Source organism: Nannocystis punicea, from assembly GCF_026965555.1.
In the GTDB taxonomy this organism is placed as follows: Bacteria; Myxococcota_A; Polyangia; order Nannocystales; family Nannocystaceae; genus Nannocystis; species Nannocystis punicea.
This window is the reverse complement of sequence record NZ_CP114040.1, coordinates 955,022-981,080: the sequence shown is the minus strand read 5'-3', so window position 1 is coordinate 981,080 and position 26,059 is coordinate 955,022. Positions and strand designations below refer to the sequence as shown.

22 protein-coding genes are annotated in these 26,059 nt (G+C 71.8%); 13 read left to right on the top strand and 9 right to left on the bottom strand.

All coding sequences use genetic code 11. From position 1 onward, the window contains the following. Position 1: 1 nt before the first annotated feature. On the top strand, positions 2 to 1,498 hold the full coding sequence (gntA, locus tag O0S08_RS03695) for a guanitoxin biosynthesis heme-dependent pre-guanitoxin N-hydroxylase GntA (RefSeq protein WP_269037574.1): 1,497 nt from the start codon (positions 2 to 4) through the stop codon (positions 1,496 to 1,498). 4 nt (positions 1,499 to 1,502) lie between these two features. Here gntA and O0S08_RS03690 read toward each other — a convergent pair whose 3' ends face one another. Then, positions 1,503 to 2,417 (bottom strand): hypothetical protein, encoded by a 915-nt coding sequence (locus tag O0S08_RS03690; RefSeq protein ID WP_269037573.1) that lies wholly within the window; start codon positions 2,415 to 2,417, stop codon positions 1,503 to 1,505. A gap of 346 nt (positions 2,418 to 2,763) precedes the next feature. On the opposite strand from O0S08_RS03690, the gene O0S08_RS03685 reads away from it, so the two are divergent. Both O0S08_RS03685 and O0S08_RS03680 read left to right on the top strand, forming a co-directional pair. Next, a complete protein-coding gene (locus tag O0S08_RS03685; protein ID WP_269037572.1) occupies positions 2,764 to 3,327 on the top strand; it encodes a MarR family winged helix-turn-helix transcriptional regulator in 564 nt (187 codons plus the stop codon). Further along, positions 3,324 to 4,709 carry a cytochrome P450 family protein gene (locus O0S08_RS03680; protein ID WP_269037571.1) on the top strand — a complete coding sequence of 462 codons (1,386 nt, stop codon included), beginning with the start codon at positions 3,324 to 3,326 and terminating at the stop codon, positions 4,707 to 4,709. The genes O0S08_RS03685 and O0S08_RS03680 overlap by 4 nt, the downstream gene beginning before the upstream one ends. A gap of 10 nt (positions 4,710 to 4,719) precedes the next feature. Here O0S08_RS03680 and O0S08_RS03675 read toward each other — a convergent pair whose 3' ends face one another. The 4 genes from O0S08_RS03675 to O0S08_RS03660 all read right to left on the bottom strand — a co-directional run bounded on the left by O0S08_RS03675 (position 4,720) and on the right by O0S08_RS03660 (position 9,541). After that, positions 4,720 to 5,853, bottom strand: coding sequence for an STAS domain-containing protein (locus O0S08_RS03675; RefSeq protein WP_269037570.1), 1,134 nt, complete (start codon positions 5,851 to 5,853; stop codon positions 4,720 to 4,722). Positions 5,854 to 6,076: 223 nt separating this feature from the next. Then, entirely contained in the window at positions 6,077 to 6,850 is a 774-nt protein-coding gene (locus O0S08_RS03670) for a YkgJ family cysteine cluster protein (protein WP_269037569.1), read from the bottom strand. 231 nt (positions 6,851 to 7,081) lie between these two features. Further along, positions 7,082 to 8,644: a c-type cytochrome gene (locus O0S08_RS03665; protein WP_269037568.1), complete on the bottom strand. Its 1,563-nt coding sequence runs from the start codon at positions 8,642 to 8,644 to the stop codon at positions 7,082 to 7,084. A gap of 318 nt (positions 8,645 to 8,962) precedes the next feature. Continuing rightward, positions 8,963 to 9,541 (bottom strand): TetR/AcrR family transcriptional regulator, encoded by a 579-nt coding sequence (locus O0S08_RS03660; protein ID WP_269037567.1) that lies wholly within the window; start codon positions 9,539 to 9,541, stop codon positions 8,963 to 8,965. 648 nt (positions 9,542 to 10,189) lie between these two features. On the opposite strand from O0S08_RS03660, the gene O0S08_RS03655 reads away from it, so the two are divergent. The 4 genes from O0S08_RS03655 to O0S08_RS03640 all read left to right on the top strand — a co-directional run bounded on the left by O0S08_RS03655 (position 10,190) and on the right by O0S08_RS03640 (position 14,018). Beyond that, positions 10,190 to 10,762 carry a superoxide dismutase family protein gene (locus tag O0S08_RS03655; RefSeq protein WP_269037566.1) on the top strand — a complete coding sequence of 191 codons (573 nt, stop codon included), beginning with the start codon at positions 10,190 to 10,192 and terminating at the stop codon, positions 10,760 to 10,762. A 16-nt stretch (positions 10,763 to 10,778) separates the two neighbouring features. After that, complete coding sequence (locus O0S08_RS03650; protein ID WP_269037565.1) at positions 10,779 to 11,249, top strand: hemerythrin domain-containing protein; 471 nt, start codon at positions 10,779 to 10,781, stop codon at positions 11,247 to 11,249. A gap of 68 nt (positions 11,250 to 11,317) precedes the next feature. Continuing rightward, positions 11,318 to 12,856, top strand: a complete 1,539-nt coding sequence (locus O0S08_RS03645) for an FAD-dependent oxidoreductase (RefSeq protein WP_269037564.1) — start codon at positions 11,318 to 11,320, stop codon at positions 12,854 to 12,856. A 211-nt stretch (positions 12,857 to 13,067) separates the two neighbouring features. Continuing rightward, complete coding sequence (locus O0S08_RS03640; protein WP_269037563.1) at positions 13,068 to 14,018, top strand: hypothetical protein; 951 nt, start codon at positions 13,068 to 13,070, stop codon at positions 14,016 to 14,018. A gap of 63 nt (positions 14,019 to 14,081) precedes the next feature. Here O0S08_RS03640 and O0S08_RS03635 read toward each other — a convergent pair whose 3' ends face one another. The 4 genes from O0S08_RS03635 to O0S08_RS03620 form a co-directional block, all read right to left on the bottom strand. Beyond that, positions 14,082 to 14,309, bottom strand: a complete 228-nt coding sequence (locus tag O0S08_RS03635) for a hypothetical protein (protein WP_269037562.1) — start codon at positions 14,307 to 14,309, stop codon at positions 14,082 to 14,084. 259 nt (positions 14,310 to 14,568) lie between these two features. After that, positions 14,569 to 14,985, bottom strand: a complete 417-nt coding sequence (locus tag O0S08_RS03630) for a hypothetical protein (protein WP_269037561.1) — start codon at positions 14,983 to 14,985, stop codon at positions 14,569 to 14,571. Positions 14,986 to 15,383: 398 nt separating this feature from the next. Further along, positions 15,384 to 17,420 (bottom strand): FUSC family protein, encoded by a 2,037-nt coding sequence (locus O0S08_RS03625; RefSeq protein WP_269037560.1) that lies wholly within the window; start codon positions 17,418 to 17,420, stop codon positions 15,384 to 15,386. Between the two features lie 235 nt (positions 17,421 to 17,655). Continuing rightward, positions 17,656 to 18,219, bottom strand: coding sequence for a prolyl hydroxylase family protein (locus tag O0S08_RS03620; RefSeq protein ID WP_269037559.1), 564 nt, complete (start codon positions 18,217 to 18,219; stop codon positions 17,656 to 17,658). A gap of 280 nt (positions 18,220 to 18,499) precedes the next feature. Between O0S08_RS03620 and O0S08_RS03615 the strand changes: the two genes are divergently transcribed. The 6 genes from O0S08_RS03615 (at position 18,500) to O0S08_RS03590 (ending at position 26,058) form a co-directional block, all read left to right on the top strand. Beyond that, positions 18,500 to 19,192 carry a hypothetical protein gene (locus tag O0S08_RS03615; RefSeq protein ID WP_269037558.1) on the top strand — a complete coding sequence of 231 codons (693 nt, stop codon included), beginning with the start codon at positions 18,500 to 18,502 and terminating at the stop codon, positions 19,190 to 19,192. Between the two features lie 212 nt (positions 19,193 to 19,404). Continuing rightward, entirely contained in the window at positions 19,405 to 19,896 is a 492-nt protein-coding gene (locus tag O0S08_RS03610) for a hypothetical protein (RefSeq protein WP_269037557.1), read from the top strand. 356 nt (positions 19,897 to 20,252) lie between these two features. After that, positions 20,253 to 20,825: a TetR/AcrR family transcriptional regulator gene (locus tag O0S08_RS03605; protein WP_269037556.1), complete on the top strand. Its 573-nt coding sequence runs from the start codon at positions 20,253 to 20,255 to the stop codon at positions 20,823 to 20,825. 63 nt (positions 20,826 to 20,888) lie between these two features. Continuing rightward, positions 20,889 to 22,268 (top strand): SCP2 sterol-binding domain-containing protein, encoded by a 1,380-nt coding sequence (locus tag O0S08_RS03600; protein WP_269037555.1) that lies wholly within the window; start codon positions 20,889 to 20,891, stop codon positions 22,266 to 22,268. 365 nt (positions 22,269 to 22,633) lie between these two features. Continuing rightward, entirely contained in the window at positions 22,634 to 23,266 is a 633-nt protein-coding gene (locus tag O0S08_RS03595; protein ID WP_269037554.1) for a cytochrome c3 family protein, read from the top strand. Then, the gene (locus tag O0S08_RS03590; protein WP_269037553.1) at positions 23,263 to 26,058 is read left to right on the top strand and encodes a 4Fe-4S dicluster domain-containing protein; all 2,796 of its coding nucleotides are present in this window, start codon (positions 23,263 to 23,265) and stop codon (positions 26,056 to 26,058) included. Before O0S08_RS03595 ends, O0S08_RS03590 begins: the two co-directional genes overlap by 4 nt. Position 26,059 lies beyond the last annotated feature (1 nt).

Below are 26,059 nucleotides of genomic sequence, written 5' to 3'. Positions count from 1 at the left end.
CATGTCTGACTTCCACCCGGGCAGCGAAACTTCGAGCGTCCACGTCTCCGAACCGCACTCCGAGCGGCCTCCCGGCGCCGACGAGGCGGAGCCGCTGGTCCGCTTCTATCGCCCCGATCCGTCGCACCCGGAGCGGCTCTTGCGAGTCGGTCCCGACGCCGACGGAGCCCAGGCCGATCTGACCGCGACGGCGATGCACGGGGCCTTTCGCGCCTTCGTGCTCGACCCTCATTACCCCTGCGTCGGGGCGCGCAGCGCGGTCCACAACAACAGCTATCGCCTCGGGGTCTACGACGCGCTCGGCAGCCCGACTGCGACCGCCGCGCTGGCGCGAGACCTGGCCGCGTTCACCCGCGACATCGACGCGATCGAGGGCGCCTTCGCCACCTTCGTGGCGATCTTCACCAGCCCGCAGGACGTCGACGAACAGACCTTCGAGCGCGCCCTGTGGGCCCAGCTGCAGGCGCTGCACGAGGCCGACGCCGCGCCGTGGGATCCGTCGGTCAGCAACGATCCCGACGACCCTCACTTCTCGTTCAGCTACGCCGGCACCGCCTTCTTCATCGTCGGCCTCCACCCCGGCAGCGCTCGCCTGAGCCGCCGGTTCCCGTGGCCGGCGCTGGTCTTCAACCCGCACGCGCAGTTCGAGCGCCTGCGCGAGACCGGCAAGTACGAGCGCATGCAGGCGGTGGTGCGCGACAAGGACCGCGCGCTCCAGGGCGACATCAACCCCGCGCTCGAGGACTTCGGCGGCGACAGCGAGGCGCGCCAGTACAGCGGGCGACAGGTCGAGCCCGACTGGCACGCGCCCTTCCACCCGCGCGGCGATGACACGGACGCGACCGCCGAGCCGACCTGCCCGCATCACTCCGTGGTGACCGCGACCCAGGTCCTGCAGCCGCGCCCCGGCGTCCGCTACCGGATCCCCAGGCAGTCCGGCGTGGCCTTTGCGATCGAGCGCGGCCAGCGGCTGCGCATCATCGATCCGGCGGGCCGACAGGTGTGCGACCTCTACAGCCTGGCCCGCGGCGAGCTGCGCGAGCACCTGAGCTCCGGCCGCAGCATCGACTACGCCGACAAGCTCTACCTGACCACCGGCGACGTCCTCTACAGCAACCGCGAGCGGCCGATGTGGACGATCGGGCGCGACGACGTCGGTCGGCACGACCTGGTGCTGACCCCGTGCAGCCCCGAGATGTACCGCAGGCTGCGCGGCGACGACGGCACCCACCCGAGCTGCTACGAGAACCTGCGCGGGCCGCTGTCCGCCTTCGGCGTCGCTGCCGACAGCATCGGCTCGACCTTCAACATCTTCATGGACGTCCGCTTCGATCCGTCGACCGGCAAGATGACGATCGCCCCGCCTGCGAGCGCGGCCGGCGACTGCATCGAGCTGCGCGCCGAGATGGACATGATCGTCGGCCTCACCGCCTGCTCGAGCGAGGTCACGAACGCCGGCAGCCTCAAGCCGATCGACTTCGAGCTGCTCGCCGAGTGACGGCTCAGGTCGGGGCCTCGGGCTGCCTGCCGAACATCGCCACGAGCTCGCGCTCGCCGGCGTCGGCCAGGACGTCGCGGCCCATCCGGCTCTCCTCGCCGAAGAAGGCGTTGGAGGTGCGGGTGTCGAACACGCTCGTCGCCAGCAACGCGAACGCGCTCTCCTCGTCGGTCGCGCCCTCGGAGGTGATGACCCGCCGCCGCGCCGGGTCCTCGTCCTCGCGCTCGAAGCGGCCCTCCCAGCGATCGCCCAGGGCCAGGCTGAAGTACTGCGCGGCGAGGTTGCCGGTGCGGTCCATGTGACCCGAGCCGACGACCACCCGCAGCTGCGACCATTGCTCGGGGGTCATCTCGGCGACCCAGGCCGAGAACGTCGCGTGCATCGTGTGCAGTTGGTCCCGCGCCGCGTCGGCGATGTTGGCGCGAATGTCGTCCATCTGCGCCCGCAGGAACCCGATCAGCGTCACCGCGGTGACGCCCCCCGCCTGCAGCACCTCGGCGATGAACCCGCGCGAGGCGTCGAGCAGTCGGCGCTGGCGCACGAGCTGCTCCGGGTCGAACCCGGCCTCCGCGAGCGCCCCGTCCGCGACCTCGGCGCGCCGGGCCAGCTCGACCAGGCGGCCGCGCGCGGCGTCGTCGAGCTCGCCGCCCTCGTCCCCGAGGATGCTCTGGAGCGCCAGCGGCACGTGGCAGATCGTCTTGAGCTGATGGTACAGGCAGGTCCGCGCCGGTCCGACCTCGCGCCGCCCGCCGATCCGCAAGTACAGCGAATCGTCGACGTGCGCCACCGCCGGGCCCATCCTGTCCAGCACAGCCCGCTGGCGCGCCGCGTAGGCCTCGAGGAAGGCGTCGTCGAGCTGCGCGAACGGGTCGCTCGGATCGAGCGCGGTCGGGACGGCGGTGGTGTCGGGCTGCGGCATGCGATTCGTCCCGAGTCATGGCACGGTTCGCTGGAGATGCACCCGTACCGCCGCGCGGCGGCGCCTTTCGGCCGCGGCCGCTAGCCCGGTCGTCCGACGCCCGCGCGACCGCGTCGACCGCGACCGCGACGCCACCGCGAGCGGACAGCGGCGAGACCCGAGACTCACCGCGTCGCATCCGCGCGAGGATCGCCGCGCGACGTGCGGGAAGACGTGGGGCCGTGCAGCGACATCGGCGCTCGGCCGACCCGTCGCGCCCGCGAGCGCGCCGAACTCGACCGTTGGCCAGCGGGCTCGCGAATGATATGCTTTGCAAAGCAAATCATCTTTGGGAAACAGATCGACGATGGCCGCCAAGAACCTCGCCATGGAGCTCGCGTCGCGGGCGCTCTCGCTGTTCCCGCGCTTCAACCGCTGGGCCTCGTCGGCGGTGAGGACGGGCGGGCTGGAGGGTCTGAGCCTGCGGCAGTTCGCCGTGCTCGCCGCGCTGCGGCGGGACATCCACTCCCCGAGCGACATCGCGGCGCGGCTCATGGTCACCCCTGCGGTGGTGACCGGCCTCCTCGCCCGGCTCGAGCGTCAGGGTTACGTGCGCCGCGAGGTCGCGGCCGACGATCGGCGGCGGCACTCGCTCCACCTCACCGACGCGGGCCTGAAGATCTGCCACGCAGTGCAACAGCGGCTCGCCCGGGAGCTCGGCGCCCAGTTCGCCGGCGCGACCGCGGCGGAGCTCGCCGAGCTCGGCCGCGCCTTCGACCGCATGGACGGTGTGCTCGCCGAGCTCGAGCAGGCCCTGGCGGCCAAGCCGGCGGGCAAGTCACCGCGGCCGCGCAAGTCCGGCGCCGCGTCGGCGAAGCCGCGAACGCGCGGCCCCGCCGCGGCGCGCAAACCACCACGGAGAGCATCATGACCACCGACCGAACGAGCGAAGACTCCGCGAGCCAGGGCTCGCAACGCAGCGGCTGCCCCGTCACGGGCGGGCACCGGGTGCCGCGCATCGACGACGTCGTCATCAAGCGCGACGACCCGGCCTTCCTCGCCCAGGCCTTCGAGATCTACACGCGCATGCGCGAGCAGGGGCCGCTCGTGCGCGCCCGCATCGCCGAGAACTTCATGAGCAAGCTGCGGAGCGGCACCGACGACGCCGCGAGCACCAGCGATCACCTCTTCGTCGCCCATTACGACGAGGTCGTCACCACCTTGCTCGATCCGCGGATCTCCTCCGATCTGCGCGCCCTCATGAGCCCGGAGCAGCGGCAGCTGCTCGAGCTCCTGCCGCGCGAGATCAAGCCGATGCTCCACAACCTCCTCTTCCTCGATCCGCCGGACCACACGCGGCTGCGCAAGCTCGTCCAGCCGAGCTTCTCCCCGCGGGCCATGGAGGCCCTGCGCCCGCGGGTCCAGCGGATCACCGACGCGCTCCTCGACCGCGCCGAGCACGAGGCCGCCGCGCGCGGCGAGGCGGCGGGCGAGCGCTCCGGCGAGCTGGTGGCGATGTTCGCCTATCCCATGCCGGTCGCGGTCATCAGCGACATGCTCGGCATCCCCGAGGAGGACCGCGAGCGGGCGCACGGCTGGGCCGAGGGCCTGGTCGGCGCCGATCAGCCGCAGGTCGTCGCGGACGTGCTGGCCGGCGGCAAGATGGCCGACTTCACCGCGTATCTCGAGGACCTGTTCGAACGCAAGCGGCGCGAGCCGGGCGACGACATGATCTCCGAGATGCTCCGGGCCCAGGAGGACGGCGATCGCCTGACGCACGTCGAGATGCTCTCGATGGTGTTCCTCCTCTACTTCGCCGGTCACCTCACCACCGTCAACCTGATCGGCAACGCGGTCGTCGCCCTCCTCACCCACCCCGAGCAGCTGGCGCGGCTGCGCGGCGACCTCTCGCTGGTCAAGAACACCGTCGAGGAGGCGCTGCGCTACTGGGCCCCCGTCGAGTTCGTGTCGATCCCCCGCGTCGTCACCGCGGACATGGAGCTCGCCGGCACGCCGCTCGCTCGCGGCGAGAAGCTCACCATCGGCCTGTCCTGCGCCAACCACGACGCCCGGCACTTCCGCGACCCCGACGCCTTCGACATCGCGCGGCCCGACGCCAATCGTCACCTCGCCTTCGGCAAGGGCATTCACATGTGCCTCGGCGCCCCGCTGGCTCGCCTCGAGGGTGAGGTCGCCCTGCGCGCCCTGCTGCAGCGGTGGCCCCGTCTGCGCCTCGCGGTCCCGGCCGAGGACCTCGAGTTCGGCGCCGCCGCCGGCCTGCGCGGCTTCAGCAGCATCCCGATCCTGTTCTGAGCCGCGAGCTCTACGTCCCGGGGCGCACCGGCTGCGCCGCCTTCGAGCTGCTGCGGATGCAGTGCTTGAGGGCGTCGCGCAGCTTGGCGTGGACCGAGACGCGGGACAGATCGATCCCGAGGGCGACCATCGTCTGGGCGATCGTCGGATGGATGCCGGTGAGGATGCCCTCCGCGCCCAGCAGCCGGATGGCCTGGATCATCTTGATCAGGTGGCTCGCAGTCCCGGTGTCGACGACCTCGACGCCGGTGAGGTCGAGGATGGCGAAGCGAGCCCGCGTCTGCGTGACCGCCTGCAGCAGGCTGTCCATGATCTCGGCGGTGCGGGCGGTGTCGATGAGGCCGACGATCGGCATCGTCAGCACCCCGTCCCACACCTCGATGATCGGCGTGGCGAGCACGCGGATCACCTCCTGCTGGCGCTCGATCAGCTCGAGCTTGTTGCGCAGCTCGAGCTCGGCGCGCTTGGCCTCGGTGACGTTGAGGGTCACGCCGACCAGGCGCACCTTGTTCGGGTCGTCGGCGATCGGGATGTACCAGGTGTCGAAGAAGTGCCCGTGCAGCTCGACGCCCCCGGTGAACTCCGGCTGGCCGGCGATCGCGGCGGCGATGCGGTCGTTGTTGCCGGCGGCGCCGTACATCTCGTAGATGCTGTGGCCGACGAACTGGTCCGGCGTCATGCCGAGCGTGCGCATCGACTTGCCGTCCATGTACAGGAAGGTCCCGCGCTCGTCGGTCGACCACAGCGAGACCTCGAGGTTGTCCTTGATCGCCGTCAGCATCGTCGACTCGAGCGCCGCGCGGGCCTCGGCCGCCACGCGGGCGGTGACGTCGTGGCCGTAGAGGACAGTGCGCCGCTCGCCGCTCGCCTCGCCCGCGACCGCCTGCGTCCACACCTCGAGCGCCAGCGTCGCCTCGCCCCGGCGGACCTCCCACACCTTCGGCTTCGCGCCGGTCTCGTCGGCCAGGTCGCGCCACGAGCCGCGGACGAGCGGCAGCACCTCGGCGAGGTCGCGGCCGACGGCCGCGGCAGCATCTGTCCCGAAGGCCAGCTCGGCGCGCCGGTTCCAGGCGACCACCGTGAAGCCGGCGTCGACCTCGATCACGATCAACGGGGCGTGCTGCAGGATGCTCGATTCACTCACAGACACTGTTTATCCGAGGTTCTGTCGCCTGTCCCCTTCCACATCCGACCGCGCCGGCGCGCTGGCGCGCGCTTGGAATCGGTTCTATCGCCCGCGACGGCCGGCGAGGTGCGATGAATCCTCCGCTCGCCCGACTCGCGACGCGGAGCGCTGCACCGTCATGCCCCGGGCACGCCCCGATCGGCCAGCGGCGGGGCCGGGGCGCTCGGCCGGCGCCATCGAGCTATTCAGGCGCTGCCGCCGACGACGACGCGATGGTGGGGAGGCTCGCAAAGAGGTTCTCTCCCGCAGCGAAGCGCTCGCACCTGCCATCGCCGGCCGCGAGCGCGAGCTCCAGGGCCGCCGTGAATTCGAGCAATCTCATGTCGAGCTTCAGCGCCCCGAGCGCGACGTTCGCGCTGGCGACGATCAACTTGTCGAACTGCCTGCGGACACGGTCGATCGGGAGGCCGCCGCGCGCCTTTCCGTCATCGCGGATGCTCGCGCACGCGTCCGCATCGAACGAGTGGAACATCCGGCAGTTGAACGGCCTGAACTCGTAGACCGAGCAGTTTCCGCCGACATTGAGCGGGCACAGGTACCCCCGCTGCGGGTCGCCGCTCTGCAGCGCGGCCTTGCGCTCCGCCATCCGCCGTTCGAGCCCCAGCCGGTCCTGGGCCGAGAAACTGCGGGCCACGACATGAGCGATGAGCACCGCCTCCGCGCCGACCACCCCGACAGGAGAATGGCAGCAGTGGTTGCAGCCCGGCTTGCACGCGAGGTGCATCTCCGTATCACCGAAGAGCAGCGCGCTCGGCCGCGATGCGGCGAGTCCGTCGTGGTGCTTGTGCCAGGTCTGGGTCGCCCAGAGCGCTCCGAGCGACGTCTGGCATCTGTCGTGGCCCGCGAGCACGTCGTTGAGGACCCTGAGATGGAACTTCTTTGTCTCGTCCGGGAGGTCGGCGATCGGCTCGACCCCATATTTGGCGAGCAATTGTTCAGGGCCGCTGTCACGCACGCTCGGCGCCCCGGGGCTGCGAGGAGTGGGCGCCTCTCGCTCTCGACGCCCCCGCGCCCGTTCTCGGCGAGCCCTGGACTCCTTGCCCATGCGCGGATGGTACGCGCGCGCGTCCGGGCCCGCAAGGCGCTCACCGCAGCGCCAGGGCCGCCAGGACCTCGAGCTCGATGTCGCCGCCGCCGAGGCGGCGCGGGTGCCACGCGTCGTGGGACCCCGCCGCCCGGTCCGCGCTCACAGCGTCTTGAGGTACTCGAGCACCGCGCGTCGCTCCCCGTCGTCGAGGTGATCGCCGAACGGGTGGCCGGTGTTCCAGTGGCCGGTGATCGTCGTGTCGTAGACGTGCTTGCGCTCGTCGTCGGGCGCGCCGTCCTGGCCGTACGGCAATTCGACCCACGGCCAGCCGACCGCCTCCTCGTCGTAGTTGGTGCTGTCGTAGTCGACGCGGCGCCACCACACCGGCCGCGCCTTGCTGTTCAGCACCAGCTCGATGGTCGGCACCGAGGCGTTGTGCAGGTACGGCGCGCTGGCCCAGATGCCGTCGAGCGGCGGGGCGACGTAGCCGACGAACGGGTCGCCGGTGGTGAGCTTGCCGATGTCGCCGTACCACGACGAGTTGAACCAGTCGGCGAACGGGCGCGCGTCGGCCTCGAACGCCAGCAGCGGGTCGGTGCCGATCGTGTCGAGCGGCAGCAGCATGTTCGGGTAGGTCTCGAGCGCCGGGTCGTCGGAGTAGGTGCCGTGGCAGCACGAGCAGTCGCGCGTGAAGATCTCCTGGCCCTGGGCCGCCAGCTCCGCGTCGATCGCGAACGGGTACTTCGGCGCCTCGACCGACTCGATGAACGCGCGGATGTTGTTGAAGTACGAGAAGATGCCCTCGGCCTCCTCGACCGAATCGGTGCACAGCGCGCTGGCGTAGATCATCGTCGCCCGGTGGTCGCCGCGCGACATCCCGTTCCAGAACAGGCCGTGCTTCTTCTTGGCGTGCCACCACGGCGGCGTGTCGACCGGCAAGATGACGTCGGGCACCACGGTGTTGGGCTCGTCGAGCCACTCGAGCGTCTTGGCGTCGTGCCGCGTCGACAGCACCGCGGCCAGCGAGTCGGCCGGGTTGGTGCCGACGGTGATCATGCGCGTGTAGTCGCCGACCGCCTGGTAGCGCTGGGCCATCCGCGTCATCTCCTCGAGCCCCGGGATCGGGATGCCGGGGATCGGGATCTCCGCCAGGAACCCGCCGATCTGCTCGGTGTAATCGGCGTCGGCCTTGCCGAGGCCGATGACGAGGTCGCCGTTGAAGTGCCCCGCGTGACACTCGAGGCAGTTGAGCGAGACGATCTCCGCGCCGCTGCTCTTCGAGGTGTGCACGGTCCAGTTGTAGGGCACCTGGGCGTTCTTGCCGGTGCGGCCCGGGAGCGGCTCGCCCTCGCCGAAGGAGCCGAGGAGGGGGGCGGCGATCGGAAACAGGGCAAACGGGATCCCGCACGACACATAGCCCTCGTTGAGCAATGCGTGGTAGCCGGCCTGAGCGTCGCCCTGGACCTGCTCGATGCCGGGGATCGGGTAGCCCATGGCGCAGGCGGCCGGCGGCGGGTCGCCGCCCGTCGTCGTCTCGCCGTGCGATGAACCAGTGGTGGGCGGCTCCACCCCCGAATCACTGGCCTCGCCGGTGGTGGGGCCGGCGGTCTCCGCCGTCGTGCCGGGACCGCCGCCGCCGCCGGTGCTCTCGCCGGTATCGCCGTCGCTGCCCTGAGCCGGCGGATTGTCCCCGCCGCAGGCGCCCAGAGCCAGACATGCCATTCCAATCAATGTTCGCTGCGTCATCGACCCCATCGCGTCACTCCTTCTCCTGGACCGTCGCGCCTCCTCTCGGAGCGACGACGGGCGAATCGCCACACCCCCGCCGGGACTCCGCTCCTGACGACCTCGGTCTGGACCTCTTCGCCCCCGCGCACCGCCGCGATCGCGGCCGGCCGGGCGCCACCCACGACGCCGCGCCGCCACCGGCCGCGCGCTGCGGCCTCGGACGATTGTACGGTGTTCGCGGTGAGACTGAACATGGAGAGTTATCTACATTCCGGCGCGCCGGAATGATCATTGGGGTGTTAACACCCCGATTCAGGCCTGGGCCGCTCGCAACGCGCGGGCGACGTGCGCGCGCATCAGCCCGTGCAATTCCTTGACGGGGATGTCGGGGTTGACCAGCCAGCGATAGAGGAGGCCGTCGACGACGCTGGCGAACAGCTCGGCCGCGAGCCCGGGGTCGACCTCGACCGCGATCTCGCCGTGCGCCTGGCCCTCCTCGATCCACCGCTTGAGCGCCCGGACGTGGGCCTTGTTCAGCTTGGCCACGTTGGCCCGATACTCGGCGCTCGGGTCGATGCTGGCGTATCGCAGCAGGTACATCGCCCGCAGCCCCTTCGGCTCGTCGACGATGAATTTGTAGAGCGCGTCGGTGACCCGCTGCAGCGCCGCCACCCCGGTGGCCCGACCGACGACCGCCTGCACCCGCCGCAGCCACTCGGCCGCGATGCTGTCGTGCACGTGGGCCAAGAGCCCCGCCTTCGAGCCGAAGCGATGCGTGACCAGGCCGCGCGAATAACCCGAGCGCTCGCCGATGCCCGCGAGCGTGGTGCCGGCGATCCCTCGCTCCACCAGCAAGCTCACGGCCGCCTCGGTCATCGACTGCTCGGACATCGCCGTTCGCTCCTCCTGGGTCCGCCTTCTTGCCTCGGAAATCATCGAGAAGTTTTTTTCTTGTCTAAGCCCGCAGTTGTCAAAGCCCTTCGGACCTCATCACACCTTACTTGCTGGCGACAAGCAAGTTATAAAATGGCGCTGCCCGCGTCAAGGCCTCTGCTCAGCGTTCTGCGGCCTTCGGGGTGCGACAGGGTGCGCGCTCGGCCGGACCTGCGGCCTGGTGGCCGGCGCGGACAGGTCGGCGTTCGCAGGCACGCACGGCCGCTCGATCGCGCCCGCCGCAGGATCGCGCTCGCGGGCGAACGACGATTTTTTAAGGTGGCGACAATGGCTGAGCCCGGCGGCGAATGCATCGAGGGTCCGAATCCTCGCATTCGCGCGATGAGCCCGCTCGCGCCGGCGTCCGCCCCGCCGCGACGCGAGTTGCGCAACGACGGACGAGGCCGGCGGAATTCGGCGCCCGGGCGAGTCGGCGAACTCCCGCTCCTGCCCGCCGCGATCCGCCGAAACCGGCGCCGCGGCGCCTCGGGTCGGTGGCGGGCGGCGAGCCGCGCCGGGGCGGGTGATCATAGTTGCAGCGTCAACCGTCGGCCGTGCGGGCTCGACGGTGCATCGATTCCTCCTTGCCTCGGCCTCAGGTGAATCATGTCTCACGATCTCGCGCGAGCCTCGGTCCTCTGCTTCGTCTCGCTCGCCCTCGCCGCCCCGGCGGCCTGCGGCTCGTCGAAGTCCAACGAGGCGGTGGCCGTCGCCGAGCTCGCCCCGCTGGGCGCGAGCGCGGTCGACGGCACCGTCACCTTCACCTCGAAGAACGGCGAGGTCCACGTCGAGGCGAAGATCAACGGCCTCCAGACCGGCGACCACGGCTTTCACATCCACGAGTTCGGCGACTGCTCGGCGCCCGACGGCAAGTCGGCCGGCGAGCACTTCAACCCCGACCACACCGACCACGGCGCGCCGAAGGCCACGCGCCACCACGCCGGCGATCTCGGCAACCTGGCCGGCGCGGGCAGCGGCAAGCAGACCACGCTCGACATGAAGCTCGAGGGCTTCACCCTCGACACCGGGGCGCGCGGGATCGTCGGCCGCTCGGTCGTGGTCCACGCCGCGCCCGACGACTACACCTCGCAGCCGGCCGGCAACTCGGGGGCGCGGATCGCCTGCGGCGTCATTCGTCTGAAGGACGGCGACACCCAGCCGGTCACCGCGCCGAAGTGATCGCGGAGGACGCCCCATGCGACGCCCCGAGATCTACGAGCTCCTGGCGCGCGAACACGAGGAGATCGGCGAGCTGCTCCACGAGCTCGTGGCGGCCAGGGGCAAGATCGCCGCCGAGCTGCTGACGCGGGTGCGGCTCAAGCTGGTGCCGCACTCCCGCGCCGAGGCGGCCGTGTTCTACCTGCGCCTCCTGGACGACGATCGTACCGCCGAGAAGGTCCGCGTGGGCCTCACGGAGCACCGGCAGGTCGACGCGCTGCTCGAGGAGCTGCTCGCCATGTCGCCGCGCGACGACCACTGGGCGGCCCGGGCGCGCGTGCTGGCCGACATGGTCGGGCGCCACGTCGACGAGGAAGAGGGCGAGCTGTTCCCGCTGGCCCGGCGCGTGCTCGAGCCGCAAGAAGCGCAGCGGCTCGGCGCCCTCTTCGAGACCGAGCGCGACCGCGTGTGGGAGTACATCCTCGGCGAACAGCGCGGCGCGGCCTGACGCGCGCGAGCGCGACGGATCCGCGGCTCTTCGCTTGACCTTCGCGCTCGTTCGTCAACATTCACGGCATGGCGCTCGAATCCCCCGTGGAAGGTACGAGCTCGCTGTGGCAGGCCACCTGCGACGTGCCGAGCTTCGCCCCCCTCACCCAGGACGTGGAGGCCGACGTGTGCATCGTCGGCGCCGGCCTCGTCGGCCTGACTGCGGCGCTGCGGCTGGTCCGCGCCGGCCGTCGCGTCGTCGTGCTCGACAGTCACCAGCCGGGCCGCGGCAACACCGGCCGGACCACCGCGCATCTGGCCAGCGCGCTCGACGACCGCTTCAGCGAGCTCGCCCGGGTGCGCGGCCTCGACGCGGCCCGGCAGGCGTGGGAGAGCCACGCCACCGCGATCGATTGCATCGAGGCGATCGCCCGCGACGAGGACATCGACTGCGACTTCCAGCGCCTCGACGGTTACCTGTGGCTCGCGCCCGACCAGGACCCGGACCGCCTGCGCCGCGAGCTCGAGACCGTGCACGCGTTCGGCTGGCACACGGTGCAGGCGATGGAGGAGGACCCGCTGTTCGGCCGGCCCTGCCTGCGCTTCCCCGACCAGGCCCAGTTCCACCCGCTGAAGTACCTCGCCGGCCTGTGCGCCGCGCTTCAGCGCAGCGGCGCGGTGATCTACGGCGACACCCGCGTCGAGGACATCGCCGGCGGGCCCGTGGTCGTCACCACCACCGCGCACGGCCACCGCGTGCGCAGCGGCGCCGCCATCGTCGCCACCTGCTCGCCGATCTGCGACCGCTTCGCCGTGCACAGCAAGCAGGCGTCCTACACCACCTACGCGATCGGCCTGCAGCTCCCGCCCGGCAGCGTGCCGCCGGGGCTCTACTGGGACACCATCGACCCCTATCATTACGTCCGCCTCCAGCCGGGCGGCGACGGCCGCGGCGACGTCCTGCTCGTCGGCGGCGAGGATCACAAGACCGGCCAGGCCGACGACGGCGAGCGGCGATTCGCGGCCCTCGAGGCGTGGACCCGCGCGCGGGTGCCCGCCGCGCAGGAGCGGCTGTACCGCTGGTCGGGGCAGGTGTTCGAGACGCTCGACGGCCTGGCCCACATCGGCCCCGACCCCGCCGGCGCCGCCAATGTCTACATCGCGACCGGCGATTCGGGCATGGGCATGACTCACAGCACCATCGCCGCGATGATGCTGTGCGCCCGGATCTGCGACGGCGAGAGCGAATGGTCGCAGCTGTACGATCCGCGGCGCCGGCCGCTGAAGGCCGGCGGCGAGTTCATCCGCGAGAACGCCAACGTCGCCGCGCAGTACGCCGATTGGCTGCGACCCGGCGAGGTCGCCTCGGTCGAGGAGGTCGCCCCCGGCAGCGGCGCGATCCTCCGCTCGGGCCTGTCGCGCGTCGCCGTGTACCGCGACGAAACCGGCGACCTCCACGCCTGCTCCGCCGCCTGCACGCACCTGCTCGGCTCGGTGACGTGGAATCATTTAGAAAAGACGTGGGACTGCCCGTGCCACGGCTCGCGCTTCGATCGCCTCGGCGACGTGCTCGCCGGCCCCGCGCGCGCAGGCCTGCGCGTGCTCGACCCGCGGACCCTGCGGTGATTTTAAATAAAAGACTCGCACGTTCGCCGGCAGCGCGAGCACGGCGGCGCGGAGGTCCCCGCGACATCGATGTCACGGGGCAAGTCACGCGGTGTCGCGACGCCTCGATGAGCGCCCTCGTTCTGCCACGCATCCGCCCCGGTCCGGCCGTTCTGCGCGTGGCCGCCGAAAGTCGTGACGGATGGAGGGGCGCTCGGGAAACCAGCGCATCATGCTTGATCTACTTCGCCCCCGCCTGCTGACGCGCGCTCTCGTACCCTGCCTGCTGCTCCCCGCCTGCCCCGGCGACGACGGCCTGCTGACCGACTTCGACCCCTCGACCACGACCGACCCGAGCACGACCGTCGAGACCTCCGCGCCCGCGACCGAGGGCGAGACGACCGCGGCGCCGAGCACCACAGTCGACACGACCGACACGACGGCCGGGACCGAGACTCTCGGGACGCTCTCCGACACCTCCGTGGACACTGCGGCCACCGAGGGCGACGCCGACACCGACGCCAGCACCGAGGGCGACACCGCGAGCACCGAGGGCGACACCGCGAGCACCGAGGGCGACACCGACACTGGCGCAGACGCCTGCCCCGACGGCGATCCGGAGCTCCAGGCCCGCATCGATCTGTTCGAGGTCGACGCCTCGCTCTTCGGCAAGAGCGCCGAATGCACGGTCGAGGCCGCCAGCAACGTCGGCGGCAAGGTGGCGATCGCTCTGCTCTGCAGCACCGACCTCGTCGTCGACGCGCCGGCCGACATCGAGCTGGGCGTCCCGCTCGACTTCAAGATCGACCTCGACGACCTTCAACAGATCCACGCCGACTTCCACTACGAGAGTTGGGAGCCCGAGATCCGGTGGTTCTCCCTGCACGATCCCGACACCGGCGCGCTCGTGCTCGCCGCGGCGGACAACTACCCGATCGCCGACGACGCGTTCGCGCCGCTCTCCTTCGAGGCGGTCGCCAGCTGCGGCGGCGAATGCGATAGGTACTACACCTACGAGTTCAGCCACACCTCCGGCCCGTCCATCGAGTTGTTCGCCCGCAACCGCGGGACGCTCTCCGCGGAGGGGCGTGACTACGACGTCCTGCTGGCCAGCTCCTGGGAGAACCTTTGCGAGGAGCACCTGGGCAGCTTCCTCTGGATCGTCGGCAGCTCGGCGAGCTGACGAGCGCGCTCGCCCCGTGCATGCCCGATCGCTGCTCGCTCCGCGAGCGCGCGCGGGCACCGACTACTTCGCCTCGCTTCGTCGCGGATCGCCAGCCCGGCACGTCGAACAATAGAGCTCGATCGGGTCGAACGTGATCGGCACTGCGTTCGTCCCGCAGCCCATGCAATGGCGGTGGAACGGCGCATCGTCGCAATAGGGGCAGAACAGCCCCTTCCCTCCCGGGGACAGCTCCGTTCGGCAGCGGCCTGGTAACCCGCCGAAGTGACAGCCGCAGATCTCGTCGCGCATGGCGGACGACGCTAGCACGACGTCGCCGGGTCGGCGCGCCTCCTGCCGCCGCTGACGGTCGATCCCGCGCCATGATCCGCGAACGAACGTCGAGCAGATCCGGGTCGTCCTGGCGAATCTTCACTTCTGGTAGCCTCGCCCGCGGGCGCGGAGCCCGCTGAGCGAGACGGATGGGCGACGGCGACACCAGGCGTCTGCAGTCGCTTCAGACATACCGCGCCGAACTCGAATCCTTCGAGCTCCGCCATCTGCGAAATCGTCAGGGCGTCAGGTGCACGTTCCGCGTGGGACCCTCGACATACCCGAACGACGTCATCGTACCGCCCGCCTCATTGCAATCATCGACGGAGGTGCTGTTATAGAGCGGATTGACATAGTTGTCTCCCCGCGTCACGCAAGCCGAGAAGCTGCCGTCTCCGTCCCAAACGCCGGATCCACCCACCTCTTCACATCGGTAGTACTCGACATTGGAGAACGTCCTGGACTCACCGAGCTCGATGAGGTACCAGTGATGAGTGACCCAGAAATTCGATCCCTCGTCCCAACGGACGATCGCACAATTGACCTCCGCCCGGTTGGTCTTGTTGTGGAGCGTCAAAGTAGCGGGCCCGGCGACCGCACGGGCGCTCGAGAGAAGGGTCATAAGCGTGGCCGTCATGACAATACAGTGCTTCATGATTCTTCCTTGAGGTGAAGTTCAGCGATCGTCGCACCGTGCGATCGTTCGCTGACACGAGACATATGATTCCGTAGGGCACTGCACTGCCAGCGGCAAGCATTTTTAAGAATGCGGTGCCAAGGCGGCCAGTTATCGACGACCACCGACGTTGTGCCTGGCAGCTAAACGCACGGGGGCGGCGCCCGCGACCGCTCTAGCCAGCAGATGGACAGCGGTCGCTGGACCCGCCGCACGATGCTGCGTCCCGTCGTCGCCGAGGTGCGCTGGGCGCCGGCGACCACGACCTTATCGCGCTCACCACAGGCGGCGGCCTGCGCCGCAGCCTCAAGTTCGAGGCCGCCCCTCCTGGCGAGGAGTCCGATTCGACCTCGTGATCTGCAGTTAGAGTTTCGCGGCTAACTCGCCCGCACCCCGCCGGCCCGCGGCAGCCGAGTCTCGCGGGCCACGCGGGCGAACGTCGACAGCGCGCGGTCGAGGCGGGCAAGTCCTCTCAGCGCGGGGTCCGACGAATCGGGGCGATCGATCGCCCGCGGCGACGTCGGCGGGTCGCCGGCGGCGAGCGCCTCCGCGAGGGTGCGGGCGCGGCCGGCCAGGCGGAGGGCGACCGTGTGGGCCCGCTGCACCGCGGCCTCGTCGAACGCGCGCGGGTCGAACATCAGCAGCGGGCGCGCGTGGAAGCACACCGCCGCGAACGCGAAGAACAGCCGGTCCGTCTCGCGGGTCGGGAGCAGCGGCACCCCGCCGGCGCCCTGGACCTCGCTGCGGACGTCGCGGAGCTTGCGGTCGAGCGCGCGTGCGGTCGCGCGCCGGCTGGCGCGGTCGGGGCCGGGCGATGTGTAGACCAGCTCGAGGTCGTCGGCGAGCAGGCGCAGCGCGTCGATCATGTGGCTGCGGATCGTCCCGCGCGTCGACACCGGGAACACCAGCATCGCCACGCCGGCCCCGACCAGCACCCCGACCAGCGTCTCGATCACCCGCAGGTACAGCAGCTCGTGCGAGAACATGCCGAGCAGGCTGTACAGCACCGCGATCAGGGTCGTGAAGCCCGCCACCATCCACGCGTAGGAGAACTGCAGCGTGTAATAGGCGATGAACATGCACGCGAACAGGACCACCAATTCGACGGCGACCAGGCCCTGGATCGCTTGCGCGACCAGCAGGCCGACGATCACCCCGACGAGGGTGCCGATCAGCCGCTGCCACGCGCGCACCAGCATCGCCCCGCGGGTGTTGGCGCGGTTGAACACCATGAACGCGGCCATCACCGCCCAGTAGGCGCGCGAGCTGGCGACCGCGTGCCCGGCCGCCAGCGCCAGGCCGGTCGCCAGGGTCGCCTGGGCGGCCAGGCGCAGCGACCACTTCCACGTCGGCGTCGTCGTCGGCGTCGCCGGCTCCGGCTCGCGCGTCACGTCGCGCGCGGTCGGCAGCCGGGCGTCGAGCTGCAGCGCCGCCAGCAGCGAGCGCAGCGCCCTCTCGAGGACGCACGCCCCGCGCGTCACCTTCGCCAGCGCCGCGATCGCCGCCTGCGCCGCCGCCTGGTCGCCCGTACGCACCGCCCCGCGCGCGGCCAGCAGCGCCGCCGCGATCGCCTCGCGCGCGGGCGGCCCGAGCACCACCGCCACCACCGCCGCGGCCGCGACCTCCTCGAGCGCCAGCTCGAGCGCGAACACCTGCTCGCGCAGCGTCGCCGACGTCGGGCTCGACGGATCGACGCGATCGATCTGCTCGTCGATCGCCAGCGCCGACTCGTTGATCGCCCCGAGAGTGCGGCGGAGCGCGTGGATCCGCCGCGGCGCCTCGCGCCCCTCGGCGACGATCGCCGCCAGCTGGCGCAGCGCCACCGCCACGGTCCGCCGCAGCGCCGCCAGCCGCAGCCGCAGCCGCGTCTCCGGCCGCTCGCGCACCACCCAGAAGCGGGCCGCGTAGGCCAGCGCGGTGGCGATGCACACGCTCGTGAGCATCAGCGGCAGGCGGGCCGCGTCGGCGCGGAAGTACAGCGCGAAGAAGTAGGCGAGGAAGCCGGTCATCCCCAGCGCGAGGCCGCGGGGGCCGAAGCGGCGGACCAGCACCGCGACGAACGCGAGCGTCAGGAACAGCCCGTCGCGCAGCCACGGGTAGGCGTGCACCAGAGTGCCGAGCACCAGCGCCGCGCAGGCCACCGGCGGCACCAGGGCCGTCGTGATCCGCTGCGCCCGCGGCGTGGGGTCGTTGACGGTCGCCACGCCCAACATCGCCACGTTGATGCCGACCAGGGCGACGCTGGTCGGCTGGCCGAGCGCCTGCGCCAGCGGGTGCAGCAGGGCCGCGGCCGCGATCGCAGTGAGGGTCACGCGCGCCGCCTGGCGCAGGCGCACGAGCTCGGCGTCGGCGATGACCACGACGTCCGCGAGGTGGGCCGCATCGAACCCGCGCCGGGTGTTCGCCTGCGCCATGGCCGGGTCGATCTATGGCGCGAAGCGAGCGGCGCGCAACCGGACGCCCGCGCCCGCGCCGTCGCTGGACCACGCCGCGGCCCCTCGCGCGCCGAGGCGGCCCGGCGCAGGTCGCGGCGCGGCCACGTGTCCCGAGAGGCTCGTGACAGAAACATCACAAGCTCGATCGAACATGTTCAATCGCTCATGCTCGATCGGACATGCCCTCGGGAGCATGTCCGCGAGGACCGAGCCATCACGCCGGTCGGTAGAGCACGTCGGTGCGCAGCACGAACTTCTCGCCGCGGGTCACCTCGCAGGCGCGGTGCATCACCCGGTGCTGGAAAAGCAGCGCGCGGCCGACCTGCGGCGTCACGCAGGCGCCCAGCTCGACGAAGTCGGTCGCGCCGCCCTCGAAGCCCTCGTTGAGGTAGAACACCAGCGTCAGCAGGCTGCGCACCCCGTCGGCGAGCTCGACGATCGTGTCCCAGTGGGCGCCGTGGCGCTCGCCCGGGCCGTAGCGGTACAGCCGCAGGCGGGGGTTGGCGCCGGCCAGCACCTGGCCCGACAGCCGCGCCGGCACGTGCGCGCCCACCCGCTCGAGCAGCCCGTTCGCCTCGTCGGCGTCGTCCCACATCACCCGCGTGTTGTTGCGCGTCTCCGGCTCGATCACCGGCCCGCCGCCTGCCCCGACGATCGGCGCCACCTCGGCCTGCCCGGCTCGCATCTTCGCCACGTACTCCGCACATTCTGCCGGCGACAGCGCCGCGTCGACGGTCCACCAGAGCGGGCAGGTCAGGTCGAGGAAGCCGGCGTACATCGGCAGAACGTAGCATTCACCCCGGCGGCCGCGACAGGCCCGATCGCGCTCGCCGGCAGACCTCCGTCGTCGCCTCCCTCGCAGTCGGCTCGCCGCGCGCCCGATAGGGTCGCAGTGACCTCGACGGTCCTCCGGTTCCAGGCGTCCGCGCCGGCAGCCCTCTCAGCGCCCCGCCCGAGGTGGAGGCCCGCTCCGACTGCCTGCGCGGCCGCAATCTCCGCGTCGCATGGGCGACCGGGCTGTCGCGGCCGCGACCGCGATCGAGCACAAGCGCGCCCTCATGCGCGGCTTCGAGGGAGGAACCGCCTGGTTCGAGTCGATCCGCCAGCCGCCGGCCATCATCCTGCTCGACCATCACGGCGTCATCCGCTGGCACTCGCAGAGCAACCAGCGCCCCGAGGGCGAAGCCACGATCGCCGGTAATGAAGATCCTACGCCCTGCTCCAGCCGATCGAGCTCGCCCGCCACGCCCTGTTCGCGGTTGACGATCGCAGCCGGCAGCGAGCAAGCTCGGCCGGTCATGTCCTCCGAGCACGTCGACATGTTCCTGCTGGTCCGGCGGATCTCCGCGTACACCGGCGCCGACGTGCTCCTCGGCGTCTTCACCAGCCCCGAGCGAGCCCAGGCCGCCCGCGCCGCCTATCTTTCAAAAAAATGCGCGGCCGATCCGGCCAGCGACCCGTGGCATGAGCAGGCCCATAAGGCCGACGGCCTGGTCGAGGACGACCTCGTCATCATCAGCCTCCCCGGTCCCGCAGAAGCGGTCGAGGTCTTCGTGGTCAGCGATTACGACGAAGGCTTCGGCCAGATCTGCCGAGATTTCGACTCCATCCACGATTCGGCGGTGACGGCCGAGCGTCGCATCGCCAGGCTGAATCGCACCCCACGCGAACACTCCCATTACGCACTGCTTCAGCGCGCGGAGCTCGACACCCCGCTGTCCGACGCCGAGGCCGATCAGCCCGCGCTTTAAGCGAGGCAGCGATACGGACGAGTCCGATTCCTAGCGGGCCCGACCATGGATCGTGAGAGCGCGGACCGCGAGGCCGCCGCGGTCGAGCTCGCCGGGAAAGGCTCGAGCCGGCGTGGAGCGCCGCTCCTGCGCCGCGCGTGTGCCCGCGCCGCCGGTCTGCTGCATACATCGTTTGCACCTCCACGAAAGGCCGGCGGATGACCCCGATAGGCATGAAGACGGTGATCGCCCTGTTCGACACGGCGGCCGACGCCAAGTACGCGGTCGACGCGCTGCTCCTCCGCAAGTACGACCGCACCGACATCAGCGTGGTCGCCAACGACCTCGCCACCTTGCACGAGGCGCCGCCGCACGCCGGCCAGATCGCCACCGGCGCTCTCAGCACGATCATCGGTCTGGCCGCCTTCGGCGTCCCCTACGCCGGCCCCGTGATCGCGGCCGGCCCGATCCTCGGCGCCCTCGGGGCGGTCGGCTCCGAGGAGGTCGACATCCCCGACTGGCTCGCGCCGGCGCTGGTGAAGATCGGCATCCCCGAGCCGGAGGCGCGCAAGTTCTCCGACGCGTTCAACCGCGGCGGCGCGGTCGTCACCGTGCGCACGCGGGAGATCGACGCCGACAACGTCGCCCGCCTGCTGTCCGCCTGCGGCGCCGTCGACGTCGACGAGCGCGTGCGCCCCGAGTCGCGCCGGCGCTCGACCGGCTGAGCGAATCCTCGCAGCTCACGCCCGCGGCTCGCGGTGCGAATGATCGTACGGGAAGCGGTCGTCGTGCGGCTCGTCGCAGCGGACGAAGCAGTGCCACGGACGCCGACTCGCGAGGGAACCGAAGAGTCGTTCTTGCTGGCGGCCCTGCTGCCGGCGCTTCAGTCGGGTAGAAGCCCAAGCTGCGGCGCAGGCGAGCGGCGCTCGAGGCGATATCAGAGCGATCAGGCTTCGTCGACGGCTACATCCGCCGAGCCCGTCGCACCCTCGCGGGGCGAGGTCGCACGGGCTCGGTGTGTCGCGCCCGTCGCCGCCCTTGCAACCGGCCCCGAGCTATGCGATGATACTCGTCATCCAACATGCGCTACCCTGACGACCACAAGGATGCCGTCCGCGGGCGGATCGTCGCCGCGGCCTCGCGGGCGCTCCGCGGGCTCGGGCTCACGGGCGTCGGCATCCCGGCTCTGATGAAGCGCGCCGGCCTCACGCACGGCGGCTTCTACCGGCACTTCGAGAGCCGGGACGAGCTCGTCGCCGAGGCCCTGCGCGCGGCCGCCGACGAGACCCTGCCGCGCATCTTCGGCAAGGCCGTCGGCGCCGCCGATCCGCTCGCGGCCGTGCTCGACACCTACCTGTCCGCCCCGCACCGCGCGGACGCCGAGCACGGCTGCGCGCTCGCGGCGCTGGGGGCCGAGGCGCCTCGCCAGACGCCCGAGGTCCGGCGCGCCTTCGCGGAGATCGCCCGGAGGTTCCTGTCCGAGATGGACACAGTGGTCCGTCGCGGGGCGCCGCAGGGCGAGCTCCACGACGACGCGCTGGCGATCACTGCCGCGATGATCGGCGGCATCGTGCTCGCTCGCCTGGTGCGCGACGAGTCGCTCGCCGACCGCGTGCTCGCGGCGACGCGACGCCTCGTGCGCCGCGCGACCTGAGCTCGGGCGCCCCGCGAGCCGGCGCCCGCGTCTCGCGCCGCAAGAGATGTCGATGATCATCCCATGATCGCTCTTCCCCTCGAGGTGACCATGCCCGACGACCGCCCCCGACGAACCCCCCTGGACGACCATCCGACCGTGCTCGCCGTGCGCGCCCGGCCGGCGCCGCCGGCCCCCGAGCGATTGACGCTGGCCCGGGTGCGCGAGCTGGCGCTCGCCGCCGGTGCCGACGACGCGGGAGTGGTCTCGATCGACGACCCCGCGCTCGCCGAGGAGCGCCCCCACGTCGAGCGGGCCTTGCCGGGCGTGCGCACGCTGGTGCCCATCGTCCTGCGCATGCACGTCGACGACGTGCGCAGCCCGACGCGCAGCGTGGCCAACGTCGAATTCCACCGCACGGGGCACGAGGTCGACGAGGTCGCGCGGGAGCTGGCCGTCGCGCTGTCCGGGCTCGGCCACCCGAGCATTCACCCGGCGATGGCGTTCCCGATGGAGATGGAGTCGTTCCCCGAGCGCTCCTGGATCGTCTCGCACAAGCGGGTCGCGGTCGCCGCGGGCCTCGGGACCATGGGACTCCACCGCAACGTGATCCACCCGCGCTTCGGCTCCTTCGTGCTCCTCGGCACCGTGCTGACGACCGCCGAGATCGAGGGTCGCAGCCCCAGGCTCGACTTCGACCCGTGCATCTCGTGCAAGCTGTGCGTCGCCGCGTGCCCTGTCGGGGCGATCGAGCCCGACGGGGCGTTCCGGTTCTCCGCCTGCTACACGCACAACTACCGCGAGTTCATGAGCGGGTTCACCGACTTCGTGGAGGAGGTCGCCGACAGCCGCGATCGTCGCGACTTCCGCGAGCGCGTGTCGCAGGCGGACAGCGCGTCGATGTGGCAGAGCCTCGCGTACGGGCCCAACTACAAGGCCGCGTACTGCCTCGCGGTGTGCCCCGCGGGCGAGGACGTGATCGCTCCCTTCCTCGCCGATCGCGCCGGGTACCTGCGCCGCGTCGTCAAGCCGCTGACCGAGCGCGAGGAGACCATCTACGTCGTGCAAGGCACCGACGCCCAGGCGCACGTCCAGAAGCGCTTCCCGCACAAGCGCATCCGCGTGGTGCGCTCGAGCCTGCGGCCGCGCTCCGCGGCGCACTTCGTCCGCGCGCTGCCGCTGAGCTTCCAGCGCGGCCCGGCACGCGGGTGGAAGGCGACCTTCCACCTCGACTTCCGCGGCGACGACGCGGCCATGGCCACGGTGCGGATCGACGACGGGACGCTCACCGTCACGCCGGGTCTGCACGGCGAGCCCGACCTCGCGCTCTCGTGCGAGGGCGCGGTGTGGATGGAGATCCTCGAGAAGAAGCGCAGCCCGCTGCTGGCGGCGTTGACCGGGCGGCTCAAGGTGCGCGGCGATCGTGGGCTCCTCGTCCGCTTCGCGCGCTGCTTCCCCAGCTGAAAGGCGCTCGCCCTCCGGCCAGCATCGTCTCGGCCGCGTCCACGCTGCGCGACACGGCGACCGCAGCTTCACGCCGGGCCCCTCGGACGCGAGCGGGCCCGGAGCTGATCCCGGTGCATCGCCCGCGAGGTCACGCCTTGCGCCGCTCGCTCGCAGCCGCGAACGAGCGAGCGACGGCGGCTGCCCCGCGCGGGCTCTCGCCGCGGTGACGTGGGTCATGCCATCGGCGAGGGTCGTCGCCGCCTCGGGCCGCTCCGCCGGGCGACGTGCGCCTCGCCCCGGCGATCGCTTGCGACGACGTGAATCACCGGCATAGCAGAGGCCCGCTCGCAAACGAGCGCCTCGCCGCAGCGCCGGAGAACCCGTTGGCCCAGCTCTTTCGCCCATCCGCGGACCGCCGCATCCGCCTGGTCCTGTGGGGCCTCCCCGTCGGCCTCACTCTGGTCGGGGGAGTCGGCTACGCGCTCTCGCGTTCGGGCTGGAGCACGGGCGTCGGCTGGTCGCCCGCGCAGCCGATCCCGTTCAGCCACGACCACCACGTCGGCGGCGCCGGCCTCGACTGCCGCTATTGCCACGAGACCGTCGAGCGGGCCGCCTTCGCCGGCCTCCCCGCGACCGAGACCTGCATGCATTGCCACGCCCACCTGTTCCCCGACGCCCCGCTGCTCGCGCCGGTGCGCGACAGCTGGGCCGACGATCGACCGATCCGCTGGCAGCGCGTGCACGACCTGCCCGACTTCGTCTACTTCGATCACAGCATCCACGTCCACGAGGGCGTCGCCTGCGAGACCTGCCACGGCCGCGTCGACCGGATGCCGCGGATCCGCCAGGTCGCCGACCTGTCGATGAAGTGGTGCCTCGATTGCCACCGCGACCCGACCCCGCACCTGCGCCCGCGCGACGCGGTGTTCGTCATGGGCTGGCGGCCCGAGCCCGACGCCCCGCCGGTGATCCTCGAGGACGAGACCCACGTCAGCTGCTCGGAGTGCCATCGATGATCGACGACGCAACTCTCGGCCGCCGCGCCTTCCTCGGCCGCATGACCGCCGGCCTCGCCGCCGCCGGCCTCGGCGGCTGCCTCGAGCGCGACCCGCCCGAGCGCATCGTCCCCTACGCGCGCCAGCCCGAGTACGTCGTCCCCGGCGTCCCGCTGTTCTTCGCCTCGGCCTTCACCCTCGACGCCCACGCCTACGGGATCCTCGTCGAGACCCACGAGGGCCGCCCGACCAAGATCGAGGGCCACGCCGAACACCGCGCCAGCCTCGGCGCGACATGTCCCTTCGGCCAGGCGATGGTGCGCGAGCTGTACGACCCGCGGCGCTCGACCGGCGTGCGTCGCGGGTCCGAGCCGAGCAGCTGGCCGGCGTTCCTGCGCGAGGCTCGGGGCTGGCTCGGCGCCGGCCGCCGCGTCGCCGTCCTGACCGGGCCCACCAGCTCGCGCATGCTCGCGGCCGGCGTCGCCCGGCTGGGCGCGCGCTGCCCCGGCCTGCGCTGGTTCGCGTGGAGCCCGGTCGGCCGCGACAACGTCCACGCCGGCCTGCAGCGCTTGCTCGGCGCCTCGCTCGCCTGTCACTACCGCCTCGACCGCGCCCACGTGGTCCTCAGCCTCGACGACGACTTCTTGTTCGTCGATCCCGGCCGGCTGCGCCACGCTCGCGCGCTCGCCCTGCGGCGCCGGGCCGAGCTGATGCCCGCCGAGGCCCTGCGCCTGTACGCGGTCGAGAGCTTCCCCGGCCTCACCGGCGCCGCCGCCGATCATCGCCGCGCCGTCCGCGTCACCGACGTCCCCGACCTCGCCCGCGACGTCCTGCGCGGCCTCCTCGGCGACCCGGTCGACGACCCGTGGCTGGCCGCCGCGGTCGCCGACCTCAAGACCGCCGGTGCGGCCGGCCTCGTCGTCGCCGGCCCGCACCAGCCGCCGCAGGTGCACGCCACCGTCCACGCGGCCAATCACCTGCTCGGCGCCGCCGGCCGGACCATGGTCTACACCGAGCGGCTCGAGCGTCAGCCCGACGGCCCCGAGCACTCTCTGGCCGCACTGGTCACCGCGATCGCCCGCCGCGAGCTCGACGCCCTGCTCATCCTCGACGCGAACCCGGTCTTCACCGCCCCCGCCGACCTCGGCTTCGCCGACGCCCTCGCCGGCGTCCCGTTCACCGCCCACCTCGGCCTCTACCGCGACGAGACCGGCGAGCGCTGCCGCTGGCACCTGCCGCTCGCGCACGCGCTCGAGGCCTGGGGCGACGCCGCCGCCGACGACGGCGAGGTCACCCTGTCGCAGCCGACCATCCGCCCGCTCTACGACGGCCTCACCGCGCCCGAGCTGCTGGCCGCGCTGGCCGACGACCCCGCGCGCGGGCGCGACCTGCTCGAAAGGACATGGAGCGACCGGGTCCCCGGCGACGTCGACCGCGAGCAGTGGTGGCGCGCCGCGATCCACGACGGCCGCCTGCCCTCGCCGGCGACCGCGGTGACCACCGCGATCCGCGGCGACATCCTCAGGACATTGCTCTCCGAACATGTCCCATCGGACACATCGTCGCCCGACCTCGTGCTGTCCTTCCGCCCCGACCCCGCCGCCTGGGACGGCCGCTTCTCGCTCGACCCGTGGCTGCAGGAGCTGCCGCGGCCGATCACCCGCCTCATGTGGGGCAACGCCGCCTTCGTCGCCCCCGAGACCGCCCGCGCCCGCGGCCTCGAGCACGACGCCTGCGTGCGCCTGCAGGTCGGCGAGCGCAGCGTCGACGCGCCGGTCTACGTCCTCGCCGGTCACCCGCCGGACCAGCTCACGGTCCACCTCGGTTACGGTCGCCGCGCCCCCGCGGCCGGCGTCGGCTTCGACGCCGCGCGCCTGCGCCCCGTCGCCGCTCCGTGGGCCGTCGCGGTCGCCATCGAGCCGCTCGCGCGCCCCGGCCATCTGATCGTCGATCGCCACCGCGGCGACGAGCACGAGCACGGCGACGAGTACGCCCGCTGGCTCCTCCGCGGCGAGCCGGCCCGCCTGCCCTCGCCCGACCTGCAGCCCGCCTCGCTGAACCCGACCCGGCCTCACGAGCCGCACGCGTGGGCCATGGCCATCGACCTCAACGCCTGCATCGGCTGCAACGCCTGCGTGATCGCCTGCCAGGCCGAGAACAACATCCCCACCGTCGGCCCCGTCGAGGCCGCGCGCGACCGGGCGCTGCACTGGATCCGCATCGACACCTACGCCGACGATCGCGGCGACGGCCCGCGCTGGCGGTTCCAGCCGGTGCCCTGCATGCAATGCGAGCACGCCCCGTGCGAGGTCGTGTGCCCGACCGGCGCCACCCAGCACAGCCACGACGGCCTCAACGACATGACCTACAACCGCTGCTTCGGCACGCGCTATTGCGCCAACAATTGCCCGTACAAGGTCCGGCGCTTCAACTTCTTCGACTACGTCGACCGCGACGTCGCCACCCTCCGCCTCCAGCGCAACCCCGACGTCACGGTGCGCACGCGCGGGGTCATGGAGAAGTGCACCTATTGCGTGCAGCGGATCCGCGGGGCCGAGATCGCCGCCCACCGCGAGGGTCGAGCGATGGCCCCGGGCGCCGTCGTCACCGCCTGTCAGGCCGCCTGTCCGGCCCGCGCGATCGAGTTCGGCGACCTCGCCCGCCCCGACGATCCGGTCACCGTCCTGCGCAAGGACTCCCGCGCCTACGCCCTGCTGCCCGAGCTCGGCACCCGCCCTCGGACCAGCTACCTCGCGCGCCTGGTCCAGCCCAACCCCGCCCTGCGCCGCGAGGCGCGGCCCGAGGAGGATTGAC

Coding starts and splice junctions, on each gene's coding strand:
- gntA (WP_269037574.1), top strand. CDS start 2: ATGTCTGACTTCCACCCGGGCAGCGAAACTTCGAGCGTCCACGTCTCC.
- O0S08_RS03690 (WP_269037573.1), bottom strand. CDS start 2,417: ATGCCGCAGCCCGACACCACCGCCGTCCCGACCGCGCTCGATCCGAGC.
- O0S08_RS03685 (WP_269037572.1), top strand. CDS start 2,764: ATGGCCGCCAAGAACCTCGCCATGGAGCTCGCGTCGCGGGCGCTCTCG.
- O0S08_RS03680 (WP_269037571.1), top strand. CDS start 3,324: ATGACCACCGACCGAACGAGCGAAGACTCCGCGAGCCAGGGCTCGCAA.
- O0S08_RS03665 (WP_269037568.1), bottom strand. CDS start 8,644: ATGGCATGTCTGGCTCTGGGCGCCTGCGGCGGGGACAATCCGCCGGCT.
- O0S08_RS03660 (WP_269037567.1), bottom strand. CDS start 9,541: ATGTCCGAGCAGTCGATGACCGAGGCGGCCGTGAGCTTGCTGGTGGAG.
- O0S08_RS03655 (WP_269037566.1), top strand. CDS start 10,190: ATGTCTCACGATCTCGCGCGAGCCTCGGTCCTCTGCTTCGTCTCGCTC.
- O0S08_RS03650 (WP_269037565.1), top strand. CDS start 10,779: ATGCGACGCCCCGAGATCTACGAGCTCCTGGCGCGCGAACACGAGGAG.
- O0S08_RS03645 (WP_269037564.1), top strand. CDS start 11,318: ATGGCGCTCGAATCCCCCGTGGAAGGTACGAGCTCGCTGTGGCAGGCC.
- O0S08_RS03640 (WP_269037563.1), top strand. CDS start 13,068: ATGCTTGATCTACTTCGCCCCCGCCTGCTGACGCGCGCTCTCGTACCC.
- O0S08_RS03635 (WP_269037562.1), bottom strand. CDS start 14,309: ATGCGCGACGAGATCTGCGGCTGTCACTTCGGCGGGTTACCAGGCCGC.
- O0S08_RS03630 (WP_269037561.1), bottom strand. CDS start 14,985: ATGAAGCACTGTATTGTCATGACGGCCACGCTTATGACCCTTCTCTCG.
- O0S08_RS03625 (WP_269037560.1), bottom strand. CDS start 17,420: ATGGCGCAGGCGAACACCCGGCGCGGGTTCGATGCGGCCCACCTCGCG.
- O0S08_RS03620 (WP_269037559.1), bottom strand. CDS start 18,219: ATGTACGCCGGCTTCCTCGACCTGACCTGCCCGCTCTGGTGGACCGTC.
- O0S08_RS03615 (WP_269037558.1), top strand. CDS start 18,500: ATGCGCGGCTTCGAGGGAGGAACCGCCTGGTTCGAGTCGATCCGCCAG.
- O0S08_RS03610 (WP_269037557.1), top strand. CDS start 19,405: ATGAAGACGGTGATCGCCCTGTTCGACACGGCGGCCGACGCCAAGTAC.
- O0S08_RS03605 (WP_269037556.1), top strand. CDS start 20,253: ATGCGCTACCCTGACGACCACAAGGATGCCGTCCGCGGGCGGATCGTC.
- O0S08_RS03600 (WP_269037555.1), top strand. CDS start 20,889: ATGATCGCTCTTCCCCTCGAGGTGACCATGCCCGACGACCGCCCCCGA.
- O0S08_RS03590 (WP_269037553.1), top strand. CDS start 23,263: ATGATCGACGACGCAACTCTCGGCCGCCGCGCCTTCCTCGGCCGCATG.